This window comes from Nocardia sp. NPDC087230 (genome assembly GCF_044744725.1).
GTDB classification, from domain to species: domain Bacteria; phylum Actinomycetota; class Actinomycetes; order Mycobacteriales; family Mycobacteriaceae; genus Nocardia; species Nocardia canadensis.
This window is the reverse complement of record NZ_JBIUYV010000001.1, coordinates 161,377-185,531: the sequence shown is the minus strand read 5'-3', so window position 1 is coordinate 185,531 and position 24,155 is coordinate 161,377. Positions and strand designations below refer to the sequence as shown.

The window sequence follows — 24,155 nt, the reverse complement described above, 5'->3', positions numbered from 1 at the left end:
CCGACGTCCCGGCGAACCCCCGGAGAGCGGCGGTAACCGCTGGTCTAGTTCGGGGTGCCTTCGGCGAGGACCACGTCGATCGCGCGGGTGGTGCCGTCGGGGGCGGTGAGGTCGAGGCGGATGCGGTCGGCGGGTTTGCGGGTGTTGATGGCGGCGCTGAGGGCGCGGGCGGTGGTGATCGGGCGGCCGTCCACGGCGGTGATGATGTCGCCGGTGGTGATGCCCGCGGCGCGGGCGGGCTGGCCGTAGAAGGCCCAGTTGACCTGGGCGCCCGCCGGTTTCGCGTCGACGACTTGGACGCCGAGGGTGGCGGTGGGGCCGATGTGGACGGTCTCGGTCGGGGTGCCGGAGCGGATCTGGGCGACGACGCCCATGGCGGTATCGATGGGCACCGCGTAGCCGTTGGCCTGCTTGGGCCGATCGGAGCCGGGGCGCTCGCCGGAAGCCGCGGTGATCACCCCGACGATCGCGCCCGAGCTGTCGGCCAGCGCGCCGCCGGACTGCCCGCCCACGACGGGCGCGGCGATCTGCACCATCCCGCGCAGCGACTTGCGGGTCAGGTCGGCGGAGTTCATCGCGACGATGCTCGCGTCCAGGTCGGTGATCGGCCCGGCGACCGAGGTCGGTTCGCCGCCGTCACCGCCCGCGTCGCCGATGGCCAGCACGTCCTGACGGATCCGCAGCTCGGCCGAGGACCCGAGCCGGGCCGTCGGCAAGCCGGACGCCCCCGCCAGCGACAACAGCGCGATATCGGCGGTCGAGTCGTAACCGAGCACGGTGGCCTCGTAGACCAGCCCGTTGCCGATATCGGTCACCGAGACCGCCTCGGCCCCCTTGATCACGTGGTGGCTGGTCAGGATCTGTCCGTCCGGAGTGAGCACGATCCCCGAACCGGCGGCGCTGGTCCCGAACATCGCGGCGTCGACGGAGATATTCACCAGCACGGGCTGTACCCGGGCCGCGACCACCACCGGATCCAGCGGCGCCTGCGGCGGCGCTTGGGCGACCGCGACGTACTCCTGCGCGTGCGGCTTCCAGGGAAGTACCAGGTCACCGCGATATCCCAGGAAGGCGCACACGCCGATCAGCGCGACGACCACCGTCGCGAACACCCGTCCGACAGCGTGCACGAGCCTGTCCTCTCTCGCGAGCCGACTCCTCCATTGTGACCCGGATACGCGGATGTCCGGTATCGATCCGGCCGCGCCGGTTGGCAAACGACGCATGCGGCGGTAGGCATGTCCTCATGAGCACCGCAGCCGCCTACGCCATCCCCGCCCCCGACGGGTCCTTCGAGAAGGTCACGATCGAGCGCCGGGAACTCGGCCCCGACGACGTCCTGATCGACATCAAGTACGCGGGCATCTGCCACTCCGACATCCACACCGCCCGCGACGAGTGGGGCGGCAGCAAGTACCCGTGCGTGCCCGGTCACGAGATCGCCGGCATCGTCGCGGCCACCGGCTCCGCGGTGCGCAAGTACAAGGTGGGCGACCGGGTGGGCGTCGGCTGCCTGGTGAACTCCTGCGGCAAGTGCGTGCCGTGTCTGGCCGGTGAGGAGCAGTACTGCACCAACGGCGCCACCTGGACCTACAACACCCCCGTCCCGGAGTCCGTGCAGCCCGGCGGCTACACGATGGGCGGCTACGCGACCCAGATCGTGGTCGGCGAGAGCTTCGTGGTCGCCATTCCCGAGGGCATCGGCCTCGACGTCGCCGCGCCGCTGCTGTGCGCGGGCATCACCCTGTACTCGCCGCTGCGGCACTGGAACGCCGGGCCGGGCAAGAAAGTCGCGATCATCGGCATGGGCGGCCTCGGGCACGTCGGCGTGAAGATCGCCGCGGCGCTCGGCGCCGAGGTGACGGTGCTGAGTCAGTCGCTGCGCAAGCGCGACGACGGCCTGCGGATGGGCGCGGACCACTACTACGCCACCAGCGACCGGGAGACCTTCCGCCAGCTGCGCGGCACGTTCGACCTGATCATCAACACCGTCTCGGCGAACCTGCCGATCGACCACTACCTGCGCCTGCTCGCGCTCGACGGCACCCTGGTCATCCTGGGTCTGCCCGATCAGCCGATGAGCGTCACCGGCCGCAACCTGGCCGCGTTCCGCCGCTCGCTGGCGGGTTCGATGATCGGCGGCGTCGCCCAGACCCAGGAGATGCTGAACTTCTGCGCCGCGCACGGCATCGGCGCGGAGATCGAACTGATCTCCGCCGACGAGATCGATTCCGCCTACGAGCGGGTCGTCGCCAGCGACGTGCAGTACCGCTTCGTCATCGATACCGCGACCATCTGAGCCCCGCGCGCCAGCGCGCGGAAATCGGCGCGTCCTCGGTACCGTGACCGGGTGGCTGCCGACGACGAATCGACCTCTGGCCCCGCCGCACCGGCGCAGGCGCCGGCGACCGGCCCGGCGCTGCCCGCGTTCTGGACGGTCCGCACGCCGCCGCGCTGGCTGCCCCGGTCCCTGCTGTATGCCATGCTGGCCGTCGCCGGGCTGATCGCGGCGTTCTGGATCCTCGGTAAGTTGCAGGGCCTGCTGACCGTGCTGCTGGTCTCGCTGTTCCTGGCGTTCGCGATCGAGCCCGCGGTGAATTGGCTTGCCGCCCGCGGTGTTCGGCGCGGCGCGGGCACCGGTGCGGTGTTCGGCGTGCTGCTGCTGGTGATCGTCGCGTTCGTGTGGACGCTGGGCGCGCTGCTGATCAGTCAGGTGACGATGCTGGTCGGCAACGCGCCCGACTATGTCCAGGACCTCGTCGACTGGTTCAATTCGACGTTCCACCAGGATCTTTCCGGCGACGACCTGACCAAGTACGCCTCGGAGTGGAGCTCGACGATCGAGGGCTATCTGGTCGGTCTGGCCGGAAACGTCTGGGGCATCGGCACGGTCGCGATCGGCGCGATCTTCCAACTGCTCGGGGTCTTGCTGTTCACCTTCTACTTCGCCGCCGACGGCCCGCGCTTCCGCACCTGGGTGTGCTCGCTGCTGCCGCCCAAGCAGCAGAAGCACGTGCTGCGGGCGTGGGACATCGCGGTCGAGAAGACCGGCGGCTACATCTATTCGCGCGCGCTGCTGGCGCTGTGCTCGGCGGTCGCCCACTACGTCGCGCTGCGGGTGCTCGACGTGCCGTCGGCGTTCGCGCTGGCGCTGTGGGTCGGCGTGGTCTCGCAGTTCATCCCGACCGTCGGCACCTACCTGGCCGGCGCGCTGCCGGTGCTGGTCGCGCTGGTGCACGATCCGATCACCGCGCTGTGGATCCTGCTGTTCATCGTCGGCTACCAGCAGTTCGAGAACTACGTGCTGCAGCCGCGGATCACGGCGACCACCCTGGACATGCATCCGGCGGTGGCCTTCGGCGCGGTGATCGCGGGCGCGGCCCTGCTCGGCCCGACGGGCGCGCTGCTGGCCATCCCGGTGACGGCGACGCTACAGGGTTTCGCGGGGGCCTATGTGCGGCGCTACGAGGTCACCGAGGACGCCGACACCCCGCCACCGACGAAGAAGAAGCGCAAGTCCAAGCAGCCGGAACCCGCCGAGCAGAGCGAGGAGTAGGCCGTCATGGCGATCCTGCTGTCCCTGGTGTCGATGCTGTCGACGCTGTTCGGTGGCTTCGTCGCCATGCGGATCGGCGACCGCAAGCATCTGGTGCTCGGGCTGGCCGCCGGCGTCATGCTCGGGCTGGTCGCCTTCGATCTGATCCCCGAGGCGCTCGAGCAGTCCTCGGGCGAGGTGTACGGCGTGCCGGTGGTGCTGATCGCGGCGGTGGTGGGGTTCCTCAGCATCCACATCCTCGAGCGCGCGGTCGCGATCCACACCGGTCACGAAGGCGAATTCGGTTCGCACCACCACGGATTCGAGTCGGTCGGGCTGCTCGCCGCGGCGGGCCTGATCTTCCACAGCACCCTGGACGGTTTCGGCATCGGCCTCGGCTACCAGGCGGGCGCCACCGTCGGCATGTCGGTGGCGATCGCGGTGATCTGCCACGACTTCGCCGACGGCTTCAACACTTTCACCATCCCCACGCTGTACGGCAACGCCCGCAAACGGGCGCTGACCCTACTCGGGCTCGACGCCGTCGCCCCCGTGATCGGCGCGATCCTCGGCACCCTCATCCATGTCCCCGAGCAGTGGATCGGCCTGTACCTCGGCTACTTCGCCGGTTTCCTGCTCTACCTGGCCACCGCCGACATCCTGCCCGAGGCGCACGCCGAGCACCCGTCCCGGCTGACCCTGCTGAGCACCGTCACCGGCGTGGCCGCGATGTTCGGCGTCGCCGCGATCAGTCACTGACCGGGCGCACCAGGCGCACGACCGCGTCCACCGACGCATCGACCAGCGCGTCGTCGAGCGGCAGGTGTCCGAAGAGCGCGCGAAAGTAGATCGGCGCGGCCACCGCGTCCAGCACGAAGTCCAGGTCCACGCCCGGATCGACCGCACCGCGCGCCATCGCCGCGCGCAGGGCGGTCGCGGTGCTCGCCCGGCGCGGTTCGAAGACCGTCGCCAGGAAGTGCGCGCGCAGGTCGGGATCGTTGGCGAGGTCGGCGACCAGCGCGGGCAGTACCCGGTCGAGGCAGGTGTCGCGCAGCGCGGCGACCAGCTCACGCAGCGCCACGGTGAGATCCGCGCGCAGGTCGCCGGTATCGGGTGTCGGCCGCACGCCCAGCATCTCGGCGACCACCGCGACGACCAGATGCCGTTTGGACGGCCAGCGCCGGTAGATCGCGGGCCGATGGACCCCCGACCTGGTCGCCACCTCGCCGATGGACAGTTCGGCATAACCCCTGTCGGCGAGCACTTCCCGGGTCGCGGCGAGCACCGCGGCGTCGATGCGGTCCTCGCGCGCGCGTCCCGGCATCAGAACACCGGCCGCGGCACGAGCATGACGATCCATCCGTCCGGATCGGGAAAGGCCATGCCGCCGTTGGCCGCCCAGTACGGGTTCTCGGCGGGGACCGGCTGCGCGCCGAACTCGCCGAGCCTGCGCACCGCGTCGAACATGGCGGACTCGCCGTCGAAGTAGAGCACCAGCAGGTTCTCGGCGCTCGGCGCCGTGCCGGGACTGCCGTCGACGTGGGTGGTGAATTCGAGGTGGTAGTCGGTGCCGGGCAGGCCGAGCATCACTCCGTCGTAGCCGGCGTGGTTGTCGAATCGGTACAGCTCACGCAGGCCCAGCCCGTCGACGTAGAAGCGCACCACCTCGTCGAGACGGTCCGTCGGGCGGGCGATCCGGACCTGCGCGACGCGCAGGGAGTCCGGCCAGGTCGTCGGGTCCAAGCCAAAACAGTACAGTACGTACCGTAACGAAGCCAGGTCGTCAGTGCAGGTCGTGCAGCAGCTCGGCGAGGGTGAGGCGCAGCTTGTCCATGCGAGAACGGCTGTAGTGGGCGGTGTCGTATTCGAGCTGGAGGGTGAGTCGGCCGGCGATCGTGAAGACGGTGAGCTTCGGCGGCATGGCCGGGCCCATGGCGAAGACGTCGTCACGCAGGAAGGCGAGGTCGTCGGGGAACGAATGTGGCCGCAGGCGGCCGATATTGGAGATGGCCAGCGTCGGCGGGGACGACAGCAGGCCGGCGGTGAACTCGTCGGCGACCCGCTGGACCGCGAGCGGAAAGCGGGCGGGCTCGCGGCGTTCCAGCCCGGCGCGTAAGCCGGATTCGACCATCCGGGCCAGCTCGAGCGGACCGGCGTCACCGGTGGCACGCACCAGAATCCCGGAGCCCGACGCGTAGTTGACCATCGTCTCGACCGGCACCGGCGGGTGGACCGCACCGCGCACATCAGCCGCGTAGCCGAAGAACAGCGGCAGCGCGCCCGGCTCGGGGAACCGGCTGCGAACGGCGGCCAGCGCCGCGCCGCTGACGACACTGTTGACCGAAATCCCCTGCGCGCGTGCCACTGCCACCAGGTCGGCGGTCGCCTCGGCGGACAATTCGATGCGCTGCATGGCGAACCGGCCGAGCGGGTCGGCGCCGGTCCCGTCACCGTCGCGGGGCAGCACGCGCGGGGCGTCGCCGGGGCTCATCGTCATCGCGCCCGCCCGCAAGTCGTCCAGCCACGAGTCCGCTTCGGCCGCCGTCACCACCTCGGCCAGGCGGGTGTCCATCGCCTCTGGCAGCCGCTGATCCGGATCAGGCTGCGGCACAGCGTCTCCGGTCACGTGCGCGGTGTAGTGCCGCCACAGCCGATCCAGCAGCGCGAACCCCGAGCGACCGTCGGAGATGCCGTGATGGACGACGAGCACGATCTGCTGCCGCGCGCCCGCGCGCAGCAGGTAGGCGCGGAACAGCCCGTCGCGCCAGTCCTGCGGCGCGTTGATCAGTGCGAGGTACTCGGCGTCGCCACCCTCGACGACATCGAGGCGCGGGCGGAACTCGTCGTCGCGGACGAAGCGATCGCCCACCACCCGGCTGCGCAGCAGCGGGTGCGCGGCGGCCAGCTCGTCGAGCACCCGTCGGAGGATTGCGAGGTCGAGCGAGCCGTAGACGGTGCTGGCGAGGAACAGCGGCATTCCGGCGGTCGGCACGTTGCCGAGGGTGGTGTCGGTGCCGAAGTAGGTGGATTCGAGCGGGGAAATCGGGCGCTGAGCGGTCATGACGCCAACATACAACTGTTTCAAACACTTGTCACTGACGTTTGTTTGAAACCGATGTCACAAACAGGCGTATGCGGTCCTTGCTATCGTGCGCGGGTGGGAACCCGAGAAGATCTGCTCGACGCCGCCAAGCGCTGCCTCGCCGAACGCGGCTACGCCCGCACCACCGTGCGCGACATCGTCGCCGCCTCCGGCACCAACCTGGCGGCCATCAACTATCACTTCGGCACCCGCGACAAGCTGCTGCAACAGGCGATGCTGGAGTCCAGCGCCACCGCGGTGCAGCACATCCTGGACTCGCTGCCCGCCGCGGACCCGACCGACCCCACCGCCCGCCTCGAGGACTTCTGGCAGCGCCTGATCACCTCGTTCGGCGAGGACCGCGCGCTCTGGCAGGCCAACGCCGAATGCCTCAATCAGGCGCTGCACTCCCCCGAACTCCGCGCCGAACTCGGCGCCGCCCAGGAACTGGCCCGCAGCGGTCTGTCCGAGGCCTTCGGCGACGACCGCGATCTCGGCGCCGTCCTACAGACGATGATCGGCGGCCTGCTGCTGCAATGGCTGATCGACCCCGAGCACGCCCCCACCCCCACCCAGCTCACCGCAGGGGTCCGGGCCCTGCTCCCCCGGACATGACAACGGGCGCACCGGATACCGGTGCGCCCGTTGTCCCTTCGAGCTATTCGGCCGCGGTCGCGGCTTCGGCCGCCTCGGCGGCCAGTGCCCGGCGGCGCACGCGGCGCGCGGCGGCGACCATGTTTCGCAGCGAGGGCTCGAGCTGCCAGTAGTGGCGGGTCTTCAGGCCGCCGTCCGGGTTGGCCCAGAGTCGTTGCGGGGTCACCGCTTCGGCGGCCTGGGTGAGCAGTTCGTCGAGCTCGTCGATATCGGGGATGCGGGCCGAGCGGCTCTCGTACACACCGGGGCCGACGCCGTGGCTGAGGCCGTGGCCGGTGGCGACGTCCTCGGTGAGCGCCTGCATCACCCATTCGATCGAGCGGGTCGCCACGATCGCGGTGACGTCGGCGTCGAGCTGCTCGATCGCGTCGACCACCTCGGTGCGCCCGGAGTAGCCGATGTGGGTGTGGATCTGGGTGTCGGCCCGCACACCGGAGGTGGCCAGCTTGAAGGCGCCGACCGCCCAGCGCAGGTACTCCTCGCGCCCCTGCGGACGCGGCGGCAGCAGCTCACGGATGGCGGGCTCGTCGACCTGGATGATCGCGATGCCCGCCTTCTCCAGGTCCACCACCTCGTCGCGGATGGCCAGCGCCACCTGGTCGGCGGTCTCGTAGAGCGGCTGGTCCTGGCGCACGAACGAGCGGGCCAGCATGGTCACCGGACCGGTGACCATGCCCTTGACCGGCTTGTCGGTCAGCGACTGGGCGTAGGTGGTCCAGTCGACCGACATCGGCGCGGGCCGCGAGACATCGCCGTAGATGATCGGCGGGCGCACACAACGCGAGCCGTACACCTGCACCCACCCGAAGCGGGTGGTGGCGAAGCCGTCCAACTGCTCGGCGAAGAACTGGATCATGTCGTTGCGCTCGTGCTCACCGTGCACGAAGACATCGAGGCCGATGTCCTCCTGCAGCCGGATCGTCGCCTCGATCTCGGCCTCGACCTGCTTGCGGTAGTCCTGCTCGGACAGCCGGCCCTGGGCCACCTCGTGGCGGGCCTGGCGCAGTCTGACGCTCTGCGGAAACGAGCCGAGCGTGGTCGCGGGCACCACCGGCAGGTTCAGCCGCTCCTGCTGGGCGGCGCGGCGCTCGATGTACGGCTCGCGCTCGCGCATCTCCGGGGTCACCGCGTACACGCGCTGGCGCACGGCGTGCTTCTGCTTGAAGTGCACCTCGGTCGGGCGCTTGCGCCAGTTGTCCGAGGGCCCCTCGGTGAGCGCCTTGGCCAGCGAGACCACCTCGCCCACCTTCTGCTTGGCGAAGGCGAGCCGGTCGGCCACGTTGCCGTCGATGTCGTACTCGGCGAGCACGTCGTAGGGCACGTGCAGCAGCGTGGTGCCGGTGGACACGACCAGGTCGGGGCAGACCTCGGCGATCGAGTTCAGGTAGCTCAACGTGACGAAACGGTCGGCACGCCAGACGTTGGTGCCGCTGATGACACCGGCGTAGAGACGCTTGCGCTTGATCCCCGGGATCGCGGCCAGCTCCTCCGGCGTCATCCGATAGGACGACAGGTCAAGGCCGATCGCCTCGACATTGCTCGCGGCCAGGATGCGCAGCGCCTCACCGAAATCGCCGTACTGGCCGGTGACCAGGATGCGCGGGCGCAGCGGCGCCTTGGCCAGCCGCTGGTAGGCCTTGTCGAAGGCGGCCAGTTCGGCGGCCGATCGCTCGCCGGTGAAGCAGGGCTCGTCGAGCTGCACACAGGTCGAGCCGCGCTTGGCGAGGATCTCGAACAGTTCCTCGTAGAACGGCAGCAGCTTGTCGAGCAGGCTCAGCGTGTCGAACTCGGCCTCGCCGGGCACGTGGCCCGCCTTCGACAGCAGCAGCAGCGACACCGGGCCGAGCACGACCGGGCGCAGTTCGATCCCGCGCGCGATCGCCCGGTCCCACTCGTCGAGCAGGGCCTCCGGATGCAGCGAGAACGTGGTGTCGGCGTCGAGTTCGGGCTGGCGGTAGTGGTAGTTGGTGCCGAAGAAGCGCACCAGCTCCAGCGGCGGCAGGTCCGGGTTGCCGCGCGCCATCAGGAAGTAGAAGTCCAGGGGGTGCATGCCCTCCTGGTGCTCCTTGAACCGCGACGGCACGGCGCCGAAGAGCAGCGCGTTGTCCAGGATGTGGTCGTAGAAGGAGAAGGTGTTGCCGGGCACCTGGGTCAGCCCGGTCGCGGCCAGCTCGTTGAACTGGCGCTCCTGGATGTCCCGGCCTACGGCGAGCAGTTCCTCGCGCTCCAGCGATCCGCGCCAATACGACTCGAGCGCACGCTTGAGCTCGCGGTGCGGACCGATCCTCGGATATCCGAGAACGCTCGACCCGAATCCATCGGTGACGTTGACCATGACCGGGATACTCCCTTTCGATCACCTGCGCCGGCACCCGGACGACGCCGGACCCGCGCATTGCTGCGCTCGACATATCGCCGGGCCACGCTGACGCGTCCGGCAACAGCAGCTTAGGCCGCGCGCGCGGGCCTTCGCCGTTCCCCCTGCAAACACCCCCGAAATGACCGAAGGCCACCGTCATCGCGTAGTCGGTGATGACGGTGGCCTCCGGGGAGCAAACCCCTACTTGCCGTACTGGTAGAAGCCGGCGCCGGTCTTCTTGCCCAGCAGGCCCGCCTCGACCATCCGCATCAGCAGCGGCGGAGCCGAGTACAGCGGCTCCTTGAACTCGGCGTACATCGAGTCCGCGATCGATTTCACGGTGTCGAGGCCGACGAGGTCGGTCAGCGCCAGCGGGCCCATGGGGTGGGCACAGCCGAGCACCATCGCCTTGTCGACGTCTTCCTTGGTGGCGAAGCCCGACTCGACCATCCGGATGGCCGAGAGCAGGTACGGCACCAGCAGCGCGTTGACGACGAAGCCGGAGCGGTCGGCCGAGCGGACGACCTGCTTGCCCAGGATGTCGGCGGCGAACTGCTCGGCGCGCTTGGCGACCGGCTCGCTGGTCTTGAGGGTGGTGACCAGCTCGACCAGCGGCAGCACGGGGACCGGGTTGAAGAAGTGCAGGCCGACCACGCGCTCGGGGTTCGCCGTGGCGACCGCGATCTTCATGATCGGGATGGAGGAGGTGTTGGAGGCGAGCACGGCGTCGGGGTCGGTGACGACCTTGTCCAGCTCGCTGAAGATGGCCGTCTTGACCTCTTCGTTCTCGACAACGGCCTCCACGACCAGCTGACGGTCGGCGAAGTCGCCGAGATCGGAGGTGAAGCGCAGCCGCCAGGCCGCCTGCTCGCGCTCCCGCTCGGTGATCTTGCCGCTGCTCACGCCACGGTCCAGCGAGCGCAGGATCCGAGCGCGGCCCGCGGCGGCGAGTTCGCGACTGGTCTCGTAGACGAGGACGTCGACGTGCGCGCGTGCGCACACTTCCGCGATGCCCGCGCCCATCTGTCCGGCGCCGATGATGCCGACGCGCTGAATCTTCTCGCTGCTCACGTCCCGCTCCTGCTGTGTGTCTGGCTCTGGGGTGGCTGGGGTGGTCATGACGACCAAGTTATAGGGATGCCCTCCCACACCGGGGCTGTTCGGCGTGGGAGGGCGTACACCCCTACCGGAGTAGAGGAAATGGTGTTGCTAGTCGAAGCAACCCCGGCGGATCAGTGGAACTGACCCTCTTCGGTGGAGCCCTTCAGGGCAGCCGTCGAGGTGTTCGGGTCCACGGTGGTGGCGATGGTGTCGAAGTAGCCGGCACCGACCTCACGCTGGTGCTTCACGGCGGTGAAGCCACGCTCGGCGGCAGCCTTGAACTCGCGCTCCTGCAGGTCGACGAACGAGGTCATGCCGTCGCGGGCGTAGCCGTACGCCAGGTCGAACATGCCGTAGTTCAGCGAGTGGAAGCCGGCCAGGGTGATGAACTGGAACTTGAAGCCCATCGCGCCGAGCTCACGCTGGAACTTCGCGATGGTCGCGTCGTCCAGGTGCGCCTTCCAGTTGAAGGAAGGCGAGCAGTTGTAGGCCAGCAGCTGGTCCGGGAACTCGCTGCGGACGGCCTCGGCGAACTTGCGCGCGACCTCGAGGTCCGGCACGCCGGTCTCCATCCAGATGAGGTCGGCGTAGGGGGCGTAGGCCTTGGCACGCGCGATGCAGGGCTCGATGCCGTTCTTCACACCGAAGAAGCCCTCGGCGGTACGGGTGCCGTCCAGGAACTCACGGTCGCGCTCGTCCACGTCGGTGGTGAGCAGGGTGGCGGCCTCGGCGTCGGTGCGGGCGATGATCACCGACGGCACGTCGGCGACGTCGGCGGCCAGACGCGCGGAGGTCAGGGTGCGGATGTGCTGCTGGGTGGGGATCAGCACCTTGCCACCGAGGTGGCCGCACTTCTTCTCCGACGCCAGCTGGTCCTCCCAGTGGACACCGGCGGCACCCGCGGCGATCATCGCCTTCTGCAGCTCGTAGGCGTTCAGCGCGCCACCGAAGCCGGCCTCGGCGTCGGCCACGATCGGGGCCAGCCAGTTGGCGACCGAGTTGTCACCCTCGACCTTGGAGATCTCGTCGGCGCGCAGCAGCGCGTTGTTGATGCGACGGACCACCGACGGGACCGAGTTCGCCGGGTACAGCGACTGGTCGGGGTAGGTGTGGCCGGACAGGTTCGCGTCACCGGCGACCTGCCAACCCGACAGGTAGATGGCCTTCAGGCCGGCGCGAACCTGCTGCACGGCCTGGTTGCCGGTGAGGGCGCCGAGGGAGTTGATGTAGTCCTCGTTGTTCACGAGGTCCCACAGGATCTCCGCACCGCGGCGGGCGAGGGTGTGCTCCTCGACAACGTTGCCCTGCAGGGCGACGACCTGCTCGGCGGTGTAGTTGCGGGTGATGCCCTTCCAGCGCGGGTTGGTGTCCCAATCCTGCTGGATCTCCGCAGCGGTCTTCGGGGTGCCGACAGTCGACATCTCTGACTCCACTTCCTCGGTGTGGTCGGTGCTCCTACGGTCCAGCCGTGAAACAACCGGCGGCTTAACGCTTTCGGTTGCGCGACTCGTACTGCTGAAGCAATTTGCAGGCTTGCTAGGACTAGCTAGGGCCTGAGGGGTGTACTTCCACACGATGGCACACCAGGAAATAGCCGTCTACCTGTTGCTTATGTGAATCTCAGCTAGGTTTGCCGCCGCGTTTGCTAACTTTGCGAAATTTGCGGGCTAATTGCAAGCACCCGCCCTACCGACCGGTAGCGCTGACCAGGAGTTTTAGCATAACGCCCGTACTGTTAGCGCTTCCCGCCCGGGCGCCGCCCGACACGCCCAACCCTCGCACCTTGTGAGCTGTTTCACACACCACGCCGGGCAGGAATGGTGTGCGTGTCGTCACTGCATTCGCCCGAGGTCGACGCGCACCCCGGAAGCGGGGGCGCGGTGGGCAGTCCTGGACACTCGTCCGCGAAGACGAGAGGGTGACCCCATGAGGATTTCGAGGATCGCGGCCACGTCGAAGGTCGCGCTGACGGTGGTCGCGGCGACGGCCGCGGTGAGCCTGGTGCCGATGGCGGCGAGCGCGCAGCCGGCACCGCGGGCCGGGAGTGTCGTCGGCGTCGAGGCACTGTCCCCGGCAGCGACGCTGCCCGGCTCGGCGCGCGCCGAGCGGTTGCTCTACCGGTCGACGACCGCGGGCGACCAGCCGACCACGACCAGTGCCGCCGTGTACTTCCCGACGGGCGAGGCGCCCGCGGGCGGGTGGCCGGTGATCGCGTGGGCGCACGGCACCGTTGGCCTCGGGGACGACTGCGCGTACAGCGTGGCGGGCCCCGCCGCGGTCGAACGCGACTGGGCCTACCTCGGCACCTGGCTGAGCCAGGGGTACGCGGTCGTGGCGGCCGATTACGCGGGCCTCGGCGGCCCGGGTGAGCACCCGTATCTCAACGGCGTGGTGGAGGCGCACAACGTGGTCGACGCGGTGCGCGCGGCCACCACGCAGTACCCGGCGCTGTCGAACAAGTGGGCCGTGGTCGGCCAGTCGCAGGGCGGCGGCGCCGCGGTGTTCACCGCTCGCTACGCCACCGAGTTCGGCGGTTCCGCCCTCGACTATCGCGGCGCGGTCGGCACCGGCGTGCCCGCCTACATCGAGGACGTCATCGGCCTACTCGGCCCCGGCATGCCGCCGATCGCGCTGAGCGCGCACCTGTCGGCCTACGTGCTCTACATCCTCAACGGCCTGCGCACCACCTTCCCCGAGCTCGACATCGACAGCCTGCTCACCGAGTCGGGCCGCGACTGGGTCGTCCGCGCCCAAACCGGTTGCATCGGCCCGCTCGGCGACGAACTCGCCGCCGCGAAGCCCAGCCTGGGCAGCCTGCTCGCCCGCCCGCTCTCGTCGATTCCCGATCTGCGCGGGCTGCTCGCGCGCTACATGGGCCTGCCGGAATCCGGCTACGACCGGCCGGTGTTCCTGGGCCAGGGCCTGCGCGACACCGATGTGGTCACCCCCGAGACCCTGCGCTTCGCCGCGGTGCTGACCGCGAACCGCCAGCCGGTCACCGTCCGCACCTACCCCACCGACCACGACGGCACGGTCAACGCCTCCCTCGTCGACTCGCTGCCGTTCGTCCACGGCCTCTTCGCCTGAGCACCGGACCCGGCCCGGTCAGGGCCGGGTCCGCGCCAGGACCGCGCGCACGACGGCGGCGTACGCGGCGGGATGGGTGAGATTCCCGTTGTGACCGCCGGGGAATTCGACCAGCGGCGCGTCTCGCAGCTCGGCCAGCTCGCGCGCGCACTTGTGGTCGAAGACCTGCGGCCCGGTGGTGCGCCCGGTCGCGGGCACGATGCGCACCGGTGATTCCCGCAGCGCCGTGACATCGACGCAGTCGGCCCGGACGGCGGTGAAGTCGTGGCCGAGGAAGTACTCGAAGTTGCGTGCGCGCTCGGCGGTGATCGGCGCGAGCCGCACCCCGGGCTCGACATCCTGGTTCGCCGGATCGATCCCGAGCGTGCGCACCATCGGTGCCAGCGCCGACCGCCAGCCTTCCGCGCGGAAGACCTCCTGGCACTGCGCGAGTTCCGCCAGGTGATGGGCCCGCTCGGTCGCGGCCAGCAGCCACGGACTCACCGGCTCGTGCGCGATCAAGGTGCTCAGTTGCCCCGGATGCGTCACCGCCAGGTGCAGCCCGATCGAGGCGCCCATACTGCAGCCGAGCATCGCCACCGGCGCGTCGGTGAGCGCGGCGAGCAGCCGGTGCGCATCGTCGGCGTGGGTGGCCATCGACGCGCCCGGCGTGCCGTGGATCCGGCTGCGCGAGAGCCCGCGCCGGTCGTAGGTGATGACGGTGAAGTCCGCCTCCAGTTCCCGCACCAGCGCTTCGCTGCGCCGCGCGCCCCCCTCCCCGCTCTGCGAGATCAGCAGCATCGGCCCGTGGCCGCGCACCTCGTAGTACAGCTCGGCGTCGGGAACCGGCAGCGTGTCGGCGTGAATCGTGCTCATGCCACCCACCGTAATTCATCAAATTTGATACATCAAGAGTGATGTAACTTGAGCGGTATGGATGGAGTCGAACTGTTCCTGCTCGGGCGAACGCTGATGAAGATCGGCGAGGAGGCCCTGCCCACGGCGGGTCTCGGCGGCGGGCACCGCCCGGTGCTGGTGGTCACCAGCGACATCGTCGCCCACCCGGACAGCACCGTCGGCGAGATCGCCCGCCGCACCGGACTGCCGCAGAGCGCGGTGTCGACGGCGGTAGCCCGGCTCGAGGAGGCGGGCTCGATCACCACCGCCACCGACCCGCGCGACCGCCGTCGCACCGTCATCCGCCCGGCGGAACGGATCTCGGCGCGGGTCGCCCAGATCCGCGCATCCACCATCGACGCGGCCGTCGCCGCGGCTCTGCCCACCGCCGACCCGGCCGCGACCGCCGAGGTACTCCAGGCCTTGGACGTCCTCGCCCGGCACTTGCGCCCGCGGGGCACGGAACCACGATAGAAGTGCCGCGCCCCTCGAATTCGGGAGCGCGGCCGGACTTCTCACACCATCGGCGGATGCACCTTGCGCCAATGTTCGGCGATGTCGATCCGCCGGGCGATCCACACTCCGTCATGGGCCTGCACGTGATCGAGGAACCGTTCCAGCGCCGCGGTCCGCGCGGGCCGGCCCGCCAGGCGACAGTGCAAACCGATCGACAGCATCTTCGGACTGCCCTCGGCGCCTTCGCGATACAGCACGTCGAACGCGTCGCGCAGGTGCGCGAAGAACTCGTCGCCGTTGGCGAAGCCGGCCGGGGAGGCGAAGCGCATGTCGTTGGTGTCGAGGGTGTACGGCACGACCAGGTGGTTCTGACCCCGCACCTCGGTCCAGTACGGCAGATCGTCGGCGTAGGAGTCGGAGTCGTAGACGAATCCGCCGTGCTCGACGACGAGCTCCCTGGTATTCGGCGAATCGCGGCCGGTGTACCAGCCCAGCGGGGCCGCGCCGGTCAGCTCGGTGAGCACGCGCACCGCCTCGGCCATGTCCGCGCGCTCGATATCGCGATCGATGAGCTGATACGACTTCCATTGCAGCCCGTGACAGGCGATCTCGTGGCCGAGCTCCCGAAAGGCCGCCACCGCTTCGGGATTACGCTGCATGGCCCGCGCCACCGCGAAGATGGTGAGCGGCAGCCCGCGCCGCTCGAAGGCGCGCAGCACCCGCCACAGCCCGGCGCGGGAGCCGTACTCGTAGAGCGATTCCATGCTCATGTGCCGGTTCGGGAACGCCTCGGCCGGAGTCATCTCGGACAGGAAGGTCTCCGAGTGCGGCGACCCGTCGAGGACGTTGTTCTCCCCGCCCTCCTCGTAATTCAGCACGAACTGCACGGCGACCCGCGCGCCGCCGGGCCACTGCGGATCCGGCGGATTCGGGCCATAGCCGACGAAGTCACGAATCTCACGCCCACCCGTCACCCGATCGCCGCCCCTCACGGAATCGCCGCGCGATACTGTGCTCATCCCAGCTCCCCGTAGAGCCGCAGGCGGGCGAGGCCGCCGTCGGGATAGATGTCGAGGCGTACCTCCTCCACCGAAGCGGCGGCAGGCGCGAGCGCGAACCGATGCCTGGTGTCGGGCAGCAGATCGGTGCGCGGCAGCAGCTCGACCTGGGTGCCGTCGTTGGTGAAGCCGGTGAGCGAAGCCGCGCCGGGGCTGTTGCCGAGGAAGCAGGAAGTGTCGATCTCGGCGAGCCGGATCGCGCCCGGACCGGCCAATCTGATGCGCACCCAATCGTTTCCGTCGTCGCGGCGTCGAGCGGTCTCCCAGCCGTCGCCCATCACCCTGGCCAGGCCGGGGTAGAGCAGCTGGTTGGGCGAGCTGTAGAAGCGGTTGGAGCAGTCCAGGACGAGTGCGCCGTTCTCCAGCGCGGCCAGGTCGAGCGGGCCGAGGCCCAACAGCGTCGGGTCGGGTCTGCCCTCGCCGTGCACGCGCAGGCGGGCGACGCCGCCGTCGGGGTGCATGGTGAGTTTCACGTGGGTCCAGCGGCTTTCGCTGTCGATGGGGAACGGATTGCGGCTGTCGCCACCCACCTTCACCCGGTCGAGCAGGGTGACCCAGTCGGTGCGAGCGGCGATCTCCTCGGCGGGCGGATACCCCTCGATCGCCAGCGCCGCCAGCGACACCTCGGGCGGGTAGTTGCCCTTGAACCAGGCGGTGTCCACCACGACACCGCGGATCACGCCCGGCACGCCGAGCCGCACGATGGCGCTGTCGTCGCCGGGCCTGCCCCGGTGCCGTCGGGTCTCCCAGCCGTCGTAGACCTGCCCCTTGTGCCCGAAGGTGGCCGGTCGATATTCCGACGGACCCGGGTTGACCAGGTTCTCCTTCTCCGCGAAGAACTCGTCGTTCGCCCAGATCACCGACCCGCCGAGGGATCGAACCGCCAGATCGGGGAGCAGCGTGAAATCGTCGCCGCCGAGGTGTGTGGTCACCGTTGCCTCCTATGCCTCAGGTGCTGCGGGCCCAGCCCGCCATGGAGTACTGCCTGCGCGTCTCGCCGCGCGGCCGCTCGAATCAGCGGCGCGCCGCGGTCGTCCGAGCGCGACATCGCCCGAGCCGCATGGCGTTGGCTTGCCGATGCCCCGGCACTCCCCGGTGGGTCATCGCGCATCCTGTGGCGCGTACGTGCGCGCGACCAGCGCCTCGAGCACCGCGACGGTGAGTTCCGGTGCCCGCGTGCGGAGTTCGTCGGCGGTGACTGCACCACAGCGCAGGCCGCGCAGCACCGTGGTGGCGAGGGCTTCCGCGGTGGCGGGCTCATCGATTACGCCGCCGGAGCGCCGGTCCAGATAGGCCAGCAGGCGCGGGACGGCGACGTCGATGGCGGTGCGGAAGAAGTCGTAGGTGGCCAGCCAGCGGGTGATCAGGTGCCCGGGATGCATGTCCCAGCCCTGGTAGTAGCCGCGCCGCAGGGCCCGCTCGACCAGACGATGGTGATTGCGCAACGCGCCTTCGGGATCGGCGTCCGGCACGATCTGGGTGGAGCCGTCACAGATCCACACCCCGGTCTGGGCGGCGGCGACCTGCATCACGGCCTTGGCGTGGTCGGCCGCCGGATGGTCGAGGGCCTGATCGGTGGCGGCGATGCCGCAGGCGGCGGTGTAGTCGTAGGTGCCGAAGTGCAGTGCGCTGCACCGCCCGTCGGCCAGGGTGATCATCCGGGAGATCGGCGCCGTGCCATCGGGGGCGATGATCGCCTGCGGGCTCTCGATCTGGAGTTCGAAACGCAGGGTCCGCTCGGGCAGCCCGTGCACCGCCTCGATCCCGGCGCAGAGATCGACGATCGCCGAGACCTGTTCGGCCGCGCGGATCTTCGGGACGGTGAACACGAAGCCGGGCGCGACCCCGCCCGCCGCGTCGAGCACGAGTTCGAGGGTCCGCAGGGCGCGCCTGCGCTCGGCGGCGGCCAATCCCTTGGTGCGAACGCCGAACGAGCTGGGAGCGCCGGGAGTTCCGGCCCAGCTCGCCAAGGCCTTGCCCGCGGCGGCCGCGGCCGCGTCCTCCTCGTCGTCGGCGCGGAAACCGTAGCCGTCCTCGAAGTCGATCCGCAGGTCCTGCACCGGCTGCTCGGTCAGCCTGCGGCGCACGGCCGACAGCGCGTCGGTGGCGTCGAGGCCGACGAGGAGATCGGCGTGCCGGTGCAGCAGCTCCAGCGCGGCCGCGCCCCACTCGGCGGGGGTGTCGGCATCGGCGCGGTCGGCGGCCACATAGGCGGTGTGCACCGGCTGGATCCGGTCACCCGCTCCCGGGTAGCGCGTCCGCAGGCCGGCGTCGACGGCGTCGAGGGTGGCGTCGATGCGGGCGCGGATGTGCTCGGGTAGCTGGGAGTTCACCCGGCGGCTCCTTCCTGGATGAGCCGCCACACACGGTCGGCGGTCATCGGCAATCGGTCCGGTCGGGCGCCGACGGCGTCGCGGATCGCGTTCGCCAGGGCCGGCGCCACCGGGTTGTACGGGGACTCACTCATCGATTTGGCACCCAGCGGGCCCAACTCGTCACTGGTTTCGGCGAAATACACCTCCGTGCGGGGCAGGTCGGCGAACTGGGGAAGGTGATAGTGCCGCAGTGTCCGAGTGGTCACCACGCCCCGCTCGGTGCGCATGTCCTCGTAGAGCGCGGTACCCAGCGCCTGCGCCACCCCGCCCTCCACCTGACCGCGCAGCTGCACCGGATTGACCACGGTGCCCGCGTCGGCCACCTGGATCGATTGCAGGACGCGCACCTCGCCGGTGCCCGGCCGGACCGCCACCCGGAAGGCGTGCACATTGAAACTCACCGAGCGCGGGGTCCCCGCGTGGGTGCCGTGCGCGATCAGCTCCCCGTCGGCGAGCAGCTCCTCGGCGGTCATCAGCTCGGCGCCGCATCGCACCCCGGCCGCCGACAGCACGCAGTCGCGTTCCGGGTGCCCGCTGACCTTCGCGGCCCTGGCCAGCAGCATCGCGTGCAATTCCAGCGCCGCCGCGTAGGCGGCCTTGCCCGCGACCATGGTGCCGGTGGAACCGAACGCGCCGGTGTCGTGCCCGACGACGTCGGTGTCGGACTGCCGGATCCGGATCCGGTCGGCGGTCGTGGCCAGCGCGGTCGCGGCCAGCTGCGCGTGCACCGTGGTGGTGCCGTTGCCGAATTCCGCCGTGCCGACACCGATCTCGTAGGTGCCGTCGGGGAGCAGGCGGGCGGTGGCGTCGGCGTGGTGGCCGCGTGGGGGCACGGTGGCGATCATCGCCACGGCCATCCCCTCGCCGATGCGCCAATCCGGGTCCGGCGCGGTGACGCCGTTGCCCCGGCGCAGTGCCCGCTGGGCGGTGTCGAGGCACTGGTCGAGGCCGTAGCTGCCGAAGGTGAGGTCGCCCTCGTCGACTTCGGCGCCGGTGAACCGGTCGCCGGGAACGACGACATTGCGGCGCCGGAATTCGAACGGATCGATGCCGAGCTCCCTGGCCAGTTCGTCGATGGCCGACTCGACGCCGAAGATCACCTGGCCGAGCCCGTAGCCACGGAACGCGCCGGAGCGAACGTTGTTGGTGTACACCGCCTGTGCGTCGACCCGCTTGTTCGGGCAGCGGTACACCGCCACCGATTCGCCGACGGCGTGGAACATCACGCCCGCGCTGTGGTTGCCGTAGGCGCCCGCGTCGGTGAGCACATCGACCGAGAGCGCGGTCAGCAGGCCCGCAGCGTCGGCGGCCGCGGTGACCGCGACCCGCATCGGGTGCCGGCAGGTGGCGGAGGTGAATTCGTCGGTCCTGGTGAACTCGTACTGCACGGGATGCCCCGTCCGCAGCACCGCCAGCGCGATCAGATCCTCGGCCAGCATCTCCTGCTTGGCCCCGAAGCCGCCGCCGACCCTGGCCGCGAACACCCGCACCCGACCCCGATCGAGCCCGAACACGTGGCACAACTCGTCGCGCACCAGGAACGGCACCTGGGTACTCGACCGGACGACGAGCCTGCCGGTCTCGTCCAGCCAGCCGACACCGCCGTGGGTTTCCAGGTGCACGTGCTGCACCCGGGGCGAATGCCACACCCCGCGCACCACTTTCGCCGCACCATCGATTCCGGCCTCGAAATCACCGACCCCGCCGTGGATCTCGGCGACGAGATTGCGCTCCGGATCGGCGATCCGCGCCGACTCCGGCTTGTCGCCGTGCAGCTTCGGCGCGTCGGCCGCCAGCGCGGACTCGGGCTCGAAAACAGCTGGCAGCAGGTCGTATTCGACCCGCAGCGCGCGCACTCCGGCCTTGGCCGCGTCCAGGGTCTGCCCCACCACCGCGGCCACCCGCTGGCCCGCGAACCGCACCGTGCGATCGAGGACGAAGGTGTCGTCGGGATCGTCCTCCCGGAATTCGTGCCGTGCCGTCGAGAAGGCCGTGGCGGGCGCGTCCGCGTAGCTCAGGACCAGCCGCACCCCCGGAATCGCCTCCGCCGCGGCGGTATCGATGGACACGATCCGCGCGTGCGGATGCGGGCTGGTGAGCACGGCCAGATGCCACGGCGCGACGGGCGGCATCCGCTCGCCCGCCCCGGGCACCAGATCGAGGGTGAACGGTTCTGCGCCGCGCACGATCCGCGTGCTCGCCGGCGCCCGCACCCCGTCACCCATCTGGCCGGGACCGTGCTCGCGCCGCATCGTCGCATCGACCCGAGCCTCGACCGCCCCCACCGCGGCACCGCCCACCTCGGGCCCCACCACCGCGGACACGACGGTGACCTCGTCCTCCCCCGACTCCCCGGCGACATAGGAATCCACCGCCGGGCCCCTCGCGATCAGCGGTTCACCCGAACCCACCTGGTCGTCACTCGCGCCGACCATCTGGCCCTCCCCCGAGCCGGCCACCTGACCCGCGCCAAAGCCGGCCACGTGATCGACTCCGGTCCGCGCGTCGACCTGCGAAGCGTCCGCCTTGTCGGCCGGAGATCCCTCCCTGCGATCGGCCGACCGCATCTCCTCGACGCCCGCACCGGACGACGACCTCGCTGCTGCCACGGCACCGCCCGGCCGATCCTCCCGATCATCGGCGGCCGTCTCCACAGAATGGGCGCTGTGGGATTCGCCGACATGGTCGCCCGCGCCGGGTGCGGGGGTGGACGTAGTTGTGCACAGTGATGCACAGGAGGCCGAGAGGGCGTCGGCGATGGCGCGATAGCCCGTGCAGCGGCACAGATTCCCCTTGAGCAGCTCGGCTCGCTCGGCGTCGATGACCGCGGACCGGTCGGCCTGCGCGGCGACCTGTGCGGTGGCGTCACCCCGACCGGCGGCCAGACCGGTCGCCGTGACCACCATTCCCGCAGTGCAGTAACCGCATTGGAACCCGGCGTGCTCGACGAAGCCACGCTGCACCGCGTTCGGTCCGTCGGTATCGGCCAGACCGGCGGCGGTGGTGACGCTGCGCCCGTCGGCGCGGTGCGCGGGAATCAGGCAGGAGTGGACCGGTTCGCCGTCGAGCAGGACCGAGCACGCGCCGCAATCGCCGGAGTCGCAGCCCCGCTTGACCGCGAGCTCGCCCTGTTCGCGCAGCAGGGTGCGCAAGCATTGCCCGGGACGCGCGGTCACCTCGACCGCGCGTCCGTCGATGTCCAGTCTCATGAACCACCTCCTGGTGCCGTCGTCAGCACGAGCCGGCCGCGCAGGCCGCCCTCGGCGAGCCGGGTGTGGGCCCGTACCGCCTGCTCCAGCGGCAGCGTGTCGGCCACCCGCAGGGTGAGGTCGTAGCCGGCGAGGGTGGCCAGGGCGGCACCGTCGGCGCTGATCCAGGCGTGGTGAACGCGGATGCCGCGCAACGGGATCGGGTCCGCACCAGCGACCACGGTGACGAACGAACCCCGGTTGCGCACCGCGGCCAGTGCCCTGGTGCTCAGCCCCGCGGTGTCCAGTACGGCGTCGACGCCGCCGGGCACCACCACGCGCACCGCCTCGGCCAGATCGGCGGCCTCGCGCGACACCACCCACTCGGCGCCCAGTTCCCGCACCAGATCGGCATCGGCGTCGCCCACCTGCGCGACCACCCGCAGTCCGCGCCACCGCGCGGCGATCTCGACCGCGAACCCGCCCACCGCGCCGGCCGCACCGGTCACCAGCAGGGTGTCGCCCTCGGCGAGGTCGAGCAGATCCAGCGCCTGGACCGCGGTCAGCCCGCTCAACGGCAGGGTGGCCGCCTCGATCGCGGACCGTCCGGCGGGCGCGGGCGCCACCGCCGAGGCATCGAGCACCAGATAGTCGGCGTAGCTGCCCAGCGACCGGTCGAGCAGATCCCGCAGCCCGATCACCCGCTGACCGGCGACGAACCCCGTCACCCCGGCACCGACCTCGTCGATCTCGCCCGCCACGTCCCAGCCGATCCCCGTCACCGGGCGCGGCGCCATCAGCCCGGCCTCGACCAGGGCGCCCGCCCTGGTCACCGCGTCGACGGGATTCACCGCCGCCGCCGAGACCCGGATCCGGACCTCGCCCGGTCCGGGCGCGGGGACGGGAACGTCGACGAGTTCGAGTGCTTCCGGTCCGCCGAAACTGTGGACGACCACTGCGCGCATGATGATTTCTCTCTCTTCCGTAGGTACATGTCGAACCTAGGGAGAGCTACTCTCTATCGGGAAGTACGCACTGCGAAGTGCGTACCGCACGCGAGGGAGAGCCATGACCACACGCACCGCCGCCGAGCGCCGCGCCGAGGCGGGCGCGGCCTACAACGCCTACGTGGCCGAGTGCCCGGCCAGGCAGCTGCTGGACCGGATCGGCGACAAATGGGTCAGCCTGGCGATCAACGCGCTGGCCGAGGGCCCGCTGCGCTACAGCGAGGTCAACCAGCGACTGGCCGGTGTGAGCCAGAAGATGCTCACCCAGACCCTGCGCAATCTGGAACGCGACGGCCTGCTCGCGCGCACCGTGCTGCCCGAGGTGCCGGTCCGGGTGGAGTACCGGCTGACCCCGCTCGGCGAGGAACTGCTGCCGGTCATGCGGACCATCAAGGGCTGGGCCGAGCAGCACATGGATCAGGTGCTGCGCGCCCGCGCCGCCTACGACGCGCGGTCCTGAGCTCACGAGGACCCCCTGAGTTCGGCGGCCACCTCGGCGGCCAGCAACCCGGTGACGTGCGCGCGCCAGTCCGGCGCACCGTGCGGATCGTCGAACCACACCTGCGGCTCCAGCTCGGCCAGCGCGGCCGCGAGATCGAATTCGGTGGGCACCGTGTCGAAGTCGAGCACCACCGGCCGCACGGTCGCGGCGGTGACGGTGATCGCGCACCGTCCGTCGGCCTCGCGCCTGCCCATCACCACCGCCCCGGAACGTCCGAGCGGGGCCAGCGCGATCTTGCGGAAACCGGTGCGCGCCAACAGACTCGCCGTCGGCACCAGGAACGAGCGGACGACGGCACCGGCGGCGAGAATGTTCTCGCCGGGGCCGGTGACGAAGTCCCGCAATGGAATTCGACGTTCCCCACCACCACGCGGCCAGATGACGGCCGTCGCGTCCAGCGCCACCAGCGCGCCGAGGACCGCACCGGCGGGCAGCGACAGGCAGACGTTCCCGCCGACCGTCGCGGTGCGCCAGATCTTGTGCGAGGCCAGCAGGGCCCGACAGGACTGCGCGAACAGCGCCGTCCCGGGCCACTCGGGCCGCAGGACGGCCGACCCCAGTTCCCGGCCGGGACGCGCGCCCGCGAAGTCGGCCAGCGTGCAGGTCGCGGCGATCTCGAGCCCGTCGCCGCGCTCCAGCATCGGCGCCCAGCCGAGGGTGGTGATGTCGACGAGCCGGTCGAGCCGATCGTGCGGTTCGGAGAACAGGAACGTGCCACCGGCCAGGACCGCGCTCCCGGCGCCGACCTGGGCCAGGTCGGCGCGATCACGGGCGAGAACCACCTCTCGAACAGTGTCCAGATCCACGTTCACCTCGCTTACCTCACCGGCCACAGTAGGGGCCGGGAGTTGCCACGATGTTGCGCGACGCCCGCC

21 protein-coding genes are annotated in these 24,155 nt (G+C 70.4%); 7 read left to right on the top strand and 14 right to left on the bottom strand.

Annotated features, from left to right (window positions below; genetic code table 11):
- Window positions 1-44 precede the first annotated feature (44 nt).
- Window positions 45-1,130, bottom strand: a complete 1,086-nt coding sequence (locus ACIO52_RS00945) for a trypsin-like peptidase domain-containing protein (RefSeq protein WP_308248707.1) — start codon at window positions 1,128-1,130, stop codon at window positions 45-47.
- 116 nt (window positions 1,131-1,246) lie between these two features.
- On the opposite strand from ACIO52_RS00945, the gene ACIO52_RS00940 reads away from it, so the two are divergent.
- From ACIO52_RS00940 to ACIO52_RS00930, 3 genes are read left to right on the top strand one after another with little or no spacing between them, the layout of a single operon-like run.
- Window positions 1,247-2,299: an NAD(P)-dependent alcohol dehydrogenase gene (locus tag ACIO52_RS00940; protein ID WP_218722027.1), complete on the top strand. Its 1,053-nt coding sequence runs from the start codon at window positions 1,247-1,249 to the stop codon at window positions 2,297-2,299.
- Window positions 2,300-2,350: 51 nt separating this feature from the next.
- Window positions 2,351-3,556 (top strand): AI-2E family transporter, encoded by a 1,206-nt coding sequence (locus ACIO52_RS00935; protein ID WP_218722028.1) that lies wholly within the window; start codon window positions 2,351-2,353, stop codon window positions 3,554-3,556.
- A gap of 6 nt (window positions 3,557-3,562) precedes the next feature.
- Window positions 3,563-4,294: a ZIP family metal transporter gene (locus ACIO52_RS00930; RefSeq protein ID WP_218722029.1), complete on the top strand. Its 732-nt coding sequence runs from the start codon at window positions 3,563-3,565 to the stop codon at window positions 4,292-4,294.
- Here ACIO52_RS00930 and ACIO52_RS00925 read toward each other — a convergent pair.
- From ACIO52_RS00925 to ACIO52_RS00915, 3 genes are read right to left on the bottom strand one after another with little or no spacing between them, the layout of a single operon-like run.
- The gene (locus tag ACIO52_RS00925; protein ID WP_402640558.1) at window positions 4,284-4,859 is read right to left on the bottom strand and encodes a TetR/AcrR family transcriptional regulator; all 576 of its coding nucleotides are present in this window, start codon (window positions 4,857-4,859) and stop codon (window positions 4,284-4,286) included. The genes ACIO52_RS00930 and ACIO52_RS00925 overlap by 11 nt on opposite strands.
- A complete protein-coding gene (locus ACIO52_RS00920) occupies window positions 4,859-5,278 on the bottom strand; it encodes a VOC family protein (RefSeq protein WP_316576227.1) in 420 nt (139 codons plus the stop codon). The genes ACIO52_RS00925 and ACIO52_RS00920 overlap by 1 nt, the downstream gene beginning before the upstream one ends.
- A 40-nt stretch (window positions 5,279-5,318) precedes the next feature.
- Window positions 5,319-6,596, bottom strand: coding sequence for a hypothetical protein (locus ACIO52_RS00915; protein ID WP_402640555.1), 1,278 nt, complete (start codon window positions 6,594-6,596; stop codon window positions 5,319-5,321).
- Between the two features lie 96 nt (window positions 6,597-6,692).
- On the opposite strand from ACIO52_RS00915, the gene ACIO52_RS00910 reads away from it, so the two are divergent.
- Window positions 6,693-7,232 carry a TetR/AcrR family transcriptional regulator gene (locus ACIO52_RS00910; protein ID WP_218722033.1) on the top strand — a complete coding sequence of 180 codons (540 nt, stop codon included), beginning with the start codon at window positions 6,693-6,695 and terminating at the stop codon, window positions 7,230-7,232.
- A gap of 43 nt (window positions 7,233-7,275) precedes the next feature.
- Here the strand turns inward: ACIO52_RS00910 and metE are convergent, their stop codons facing one another.
- From metE to aceA, 3 genes are all read right to left on the bottom strand, one after another.
- A complete protein-coding gene (gene metE, locus ACIO52_RS00905; RefSeq protein WP_218722034.1) occupies window positions 7,276-9,606 on the bottom strand; it encodes a 5-methyltetrahydropteroyltriglutamate--homocysteine S-methyltransferase in 2,331 nt (776 codons plus the stop codon).
- Between the two features lie 225 nt (window positions 9,607-9,831).
- A complete protein-coding gene (locus ACIO52_RS00900; protein WP_218722035.1) occupies window positions 9,832-10,701 on the bottom strand; it encodes a 3-hydroxybutyryl-CoA dehydrogenase in 870 nt (289 codons plus the stop codon).
- A gap of 161 nt (window positions 10,702-10,862) precedes the next feature.
- Window positions 10,863-12,152: an isocitrate lyase gene (aceA, locus tag ACIO52_RS00895; protein ID WP_218722036.1), complete on the bottom strand. Its 1,290-nt coding sequence runs from the start codon at window positions 12,150-12,152 to the stop codon at window positions 10,863-10,865.
- A 505-nt stretch (window positions 12,153-12,657) separates the two neighbouring features.
- Between aceA and ACIO52_RS00890 the strand changes: the two genes are divergently transcribed.
- On the top strand, window positions 12,658-13,818 hold the full coding sequence (locus tag ACIO52_RS00890; RefSeq protein ID WP_402640552.1) for a lipase family protein: 1,161 nt from the start codon (window positions 12,658-12,660) through the stop codon (window positions 13,816-13,818).
- 18 nt (window positions 13,819-13,836) lie between these two features.
- Here ACIO52_RS00890 and ACIO52_RS00885 read toward each other — a convergent pair whose 3' ends face one another.
- Window positions 13,837-14,673, bottom strand: a complete 837-nt coding sequence (locus tag ACIO52_RS00885) for an alpha/beta fold hydrolase (RefSeq protein WP_402640549.1) — start codon at window positions 14,671-14,673, stop codon at window positions 13,837-13,839.
- 57 nt (window positions 14,674-14,730) lie between these two features.
- Here ACIO52_RS00885 and ACIO52_RS00880 point away from each other — a divergent pair, with 57 nt between their 5' ends.
- Window positions 14,731-15,168, top strand: a complete 438-nt coding sequence (locus tag ACIO52_RS00880; RefSeq protein ID WP_218722039.1) for a MarR family winged helix-turn-helix transcriptional regulator — start codon at window positions 14,731-14,733, stop codon at window positions 15,166-15,168.
- 41 nt (window positions 15,169-15,209) lie between these two features.
- Here the strand turns inward: ACIO52_RS00880 and puuE are convergent, their stop codons facing one another.
- The 5 genes from puuE to ACIO52_RS00855 all read right to left on the bottom strand — a co-directional run bounded on the left by puuE (window position 15,210) and on the right by ACIO52_RS00855 (window position 22,736).
- Window positions 15,210-16,169, bottom strand: a complete 960-nt coding sequence (gene puuE, locus ACIO52_RS00875; protein WP_402640546.1) for an allantoinase PuuE — start codon at window positions 16,167-16,169, stop codon at window positions 15,210-15,212.
- Window positions 16,166-17,140, bottom strand: coding sequence for an allantoicase (gene alc, locus ACIO52_RS00870; protein ID WP_402640543.1), 975 nt, complete (start codon window positions 17,138-17,140; stop codon window positions 16,166-16,168). Before alc ends, puuE begins: the two co-directional genes overlap by 4 nt.
- Window positions 17,141-17,308: 168 nt before the next feature.
- Entirely contained in the window at window positions 17,309-18,541 is a 1,233-nt protein-coding gene (locus ACIO52_RS00865) for a DUF6986 family protein (protein WP_402640540.1), read from the bottom strand.
- Window positions 18,538-21,792 (bottom strand): molybdopterin-dependent oxidoreductase, encoded by a 3,255-nt coding sequence (locus ACIO52_RS00860; protein ID WP_402640537.1) that lies wholly within the window; start codon window positions 21,790-21,792, stop codon window positions 18,538-18,540. Before ACIO52_RS00860 ends, ACIO52_RS00865 begins: the two co-directional genes overlap by 4 nt.
- Entirely contained in the window at window positions 21,789-22,736 is a 948-nt protein-coding gene (locus ACIO52_RS00855; RefSeq protein ID WP_402640534.1) for an NADP-dependent oxidoreductase, read from the bottom strand. Before ACIO52_RS00855 ends, ACIO52_RS00860 begins: the two co-directional genes overlap by 4 nt.
- A gap of 103 nt (window positions 22,737-22,839) precedes the next feature.
- Between ACIO52_RS00855 and ACIO52_RS00850 the strand changes: the two genes are divergently transcribed.
- On the top strand, window positions 22,840-23,238 hold the full coding sequence (locus tag ACIO52_RS00850) for a helix-turn-helix domain-containing protein (protein WP_218722045.1): 399 nt from the start codon (window positions 22,840-22,842) through the stop codon (window positions 23,236-23,238).
- A 2-nt stretch (window positions 23,239-23,240) separates the two neighbouring features.
- On the opposite strand, the gene ACIO52_RS00845 is transcribed toward ACIO52_RS00850, so the two are convergent.
- On the bottom strand, window positions 23,241-24,086 hold the full coding sequence (locus tag ACIO52_RS00845) for an FAD binding domain-containing protein (protein ID WP_316576374.1): 846 nt from the start codon (window positions 24,084-24,086) through the stop codon (window positions 23,241-23,243).
- Window positions 24,087-24,155: the final 69 nt, after the last annotated feature.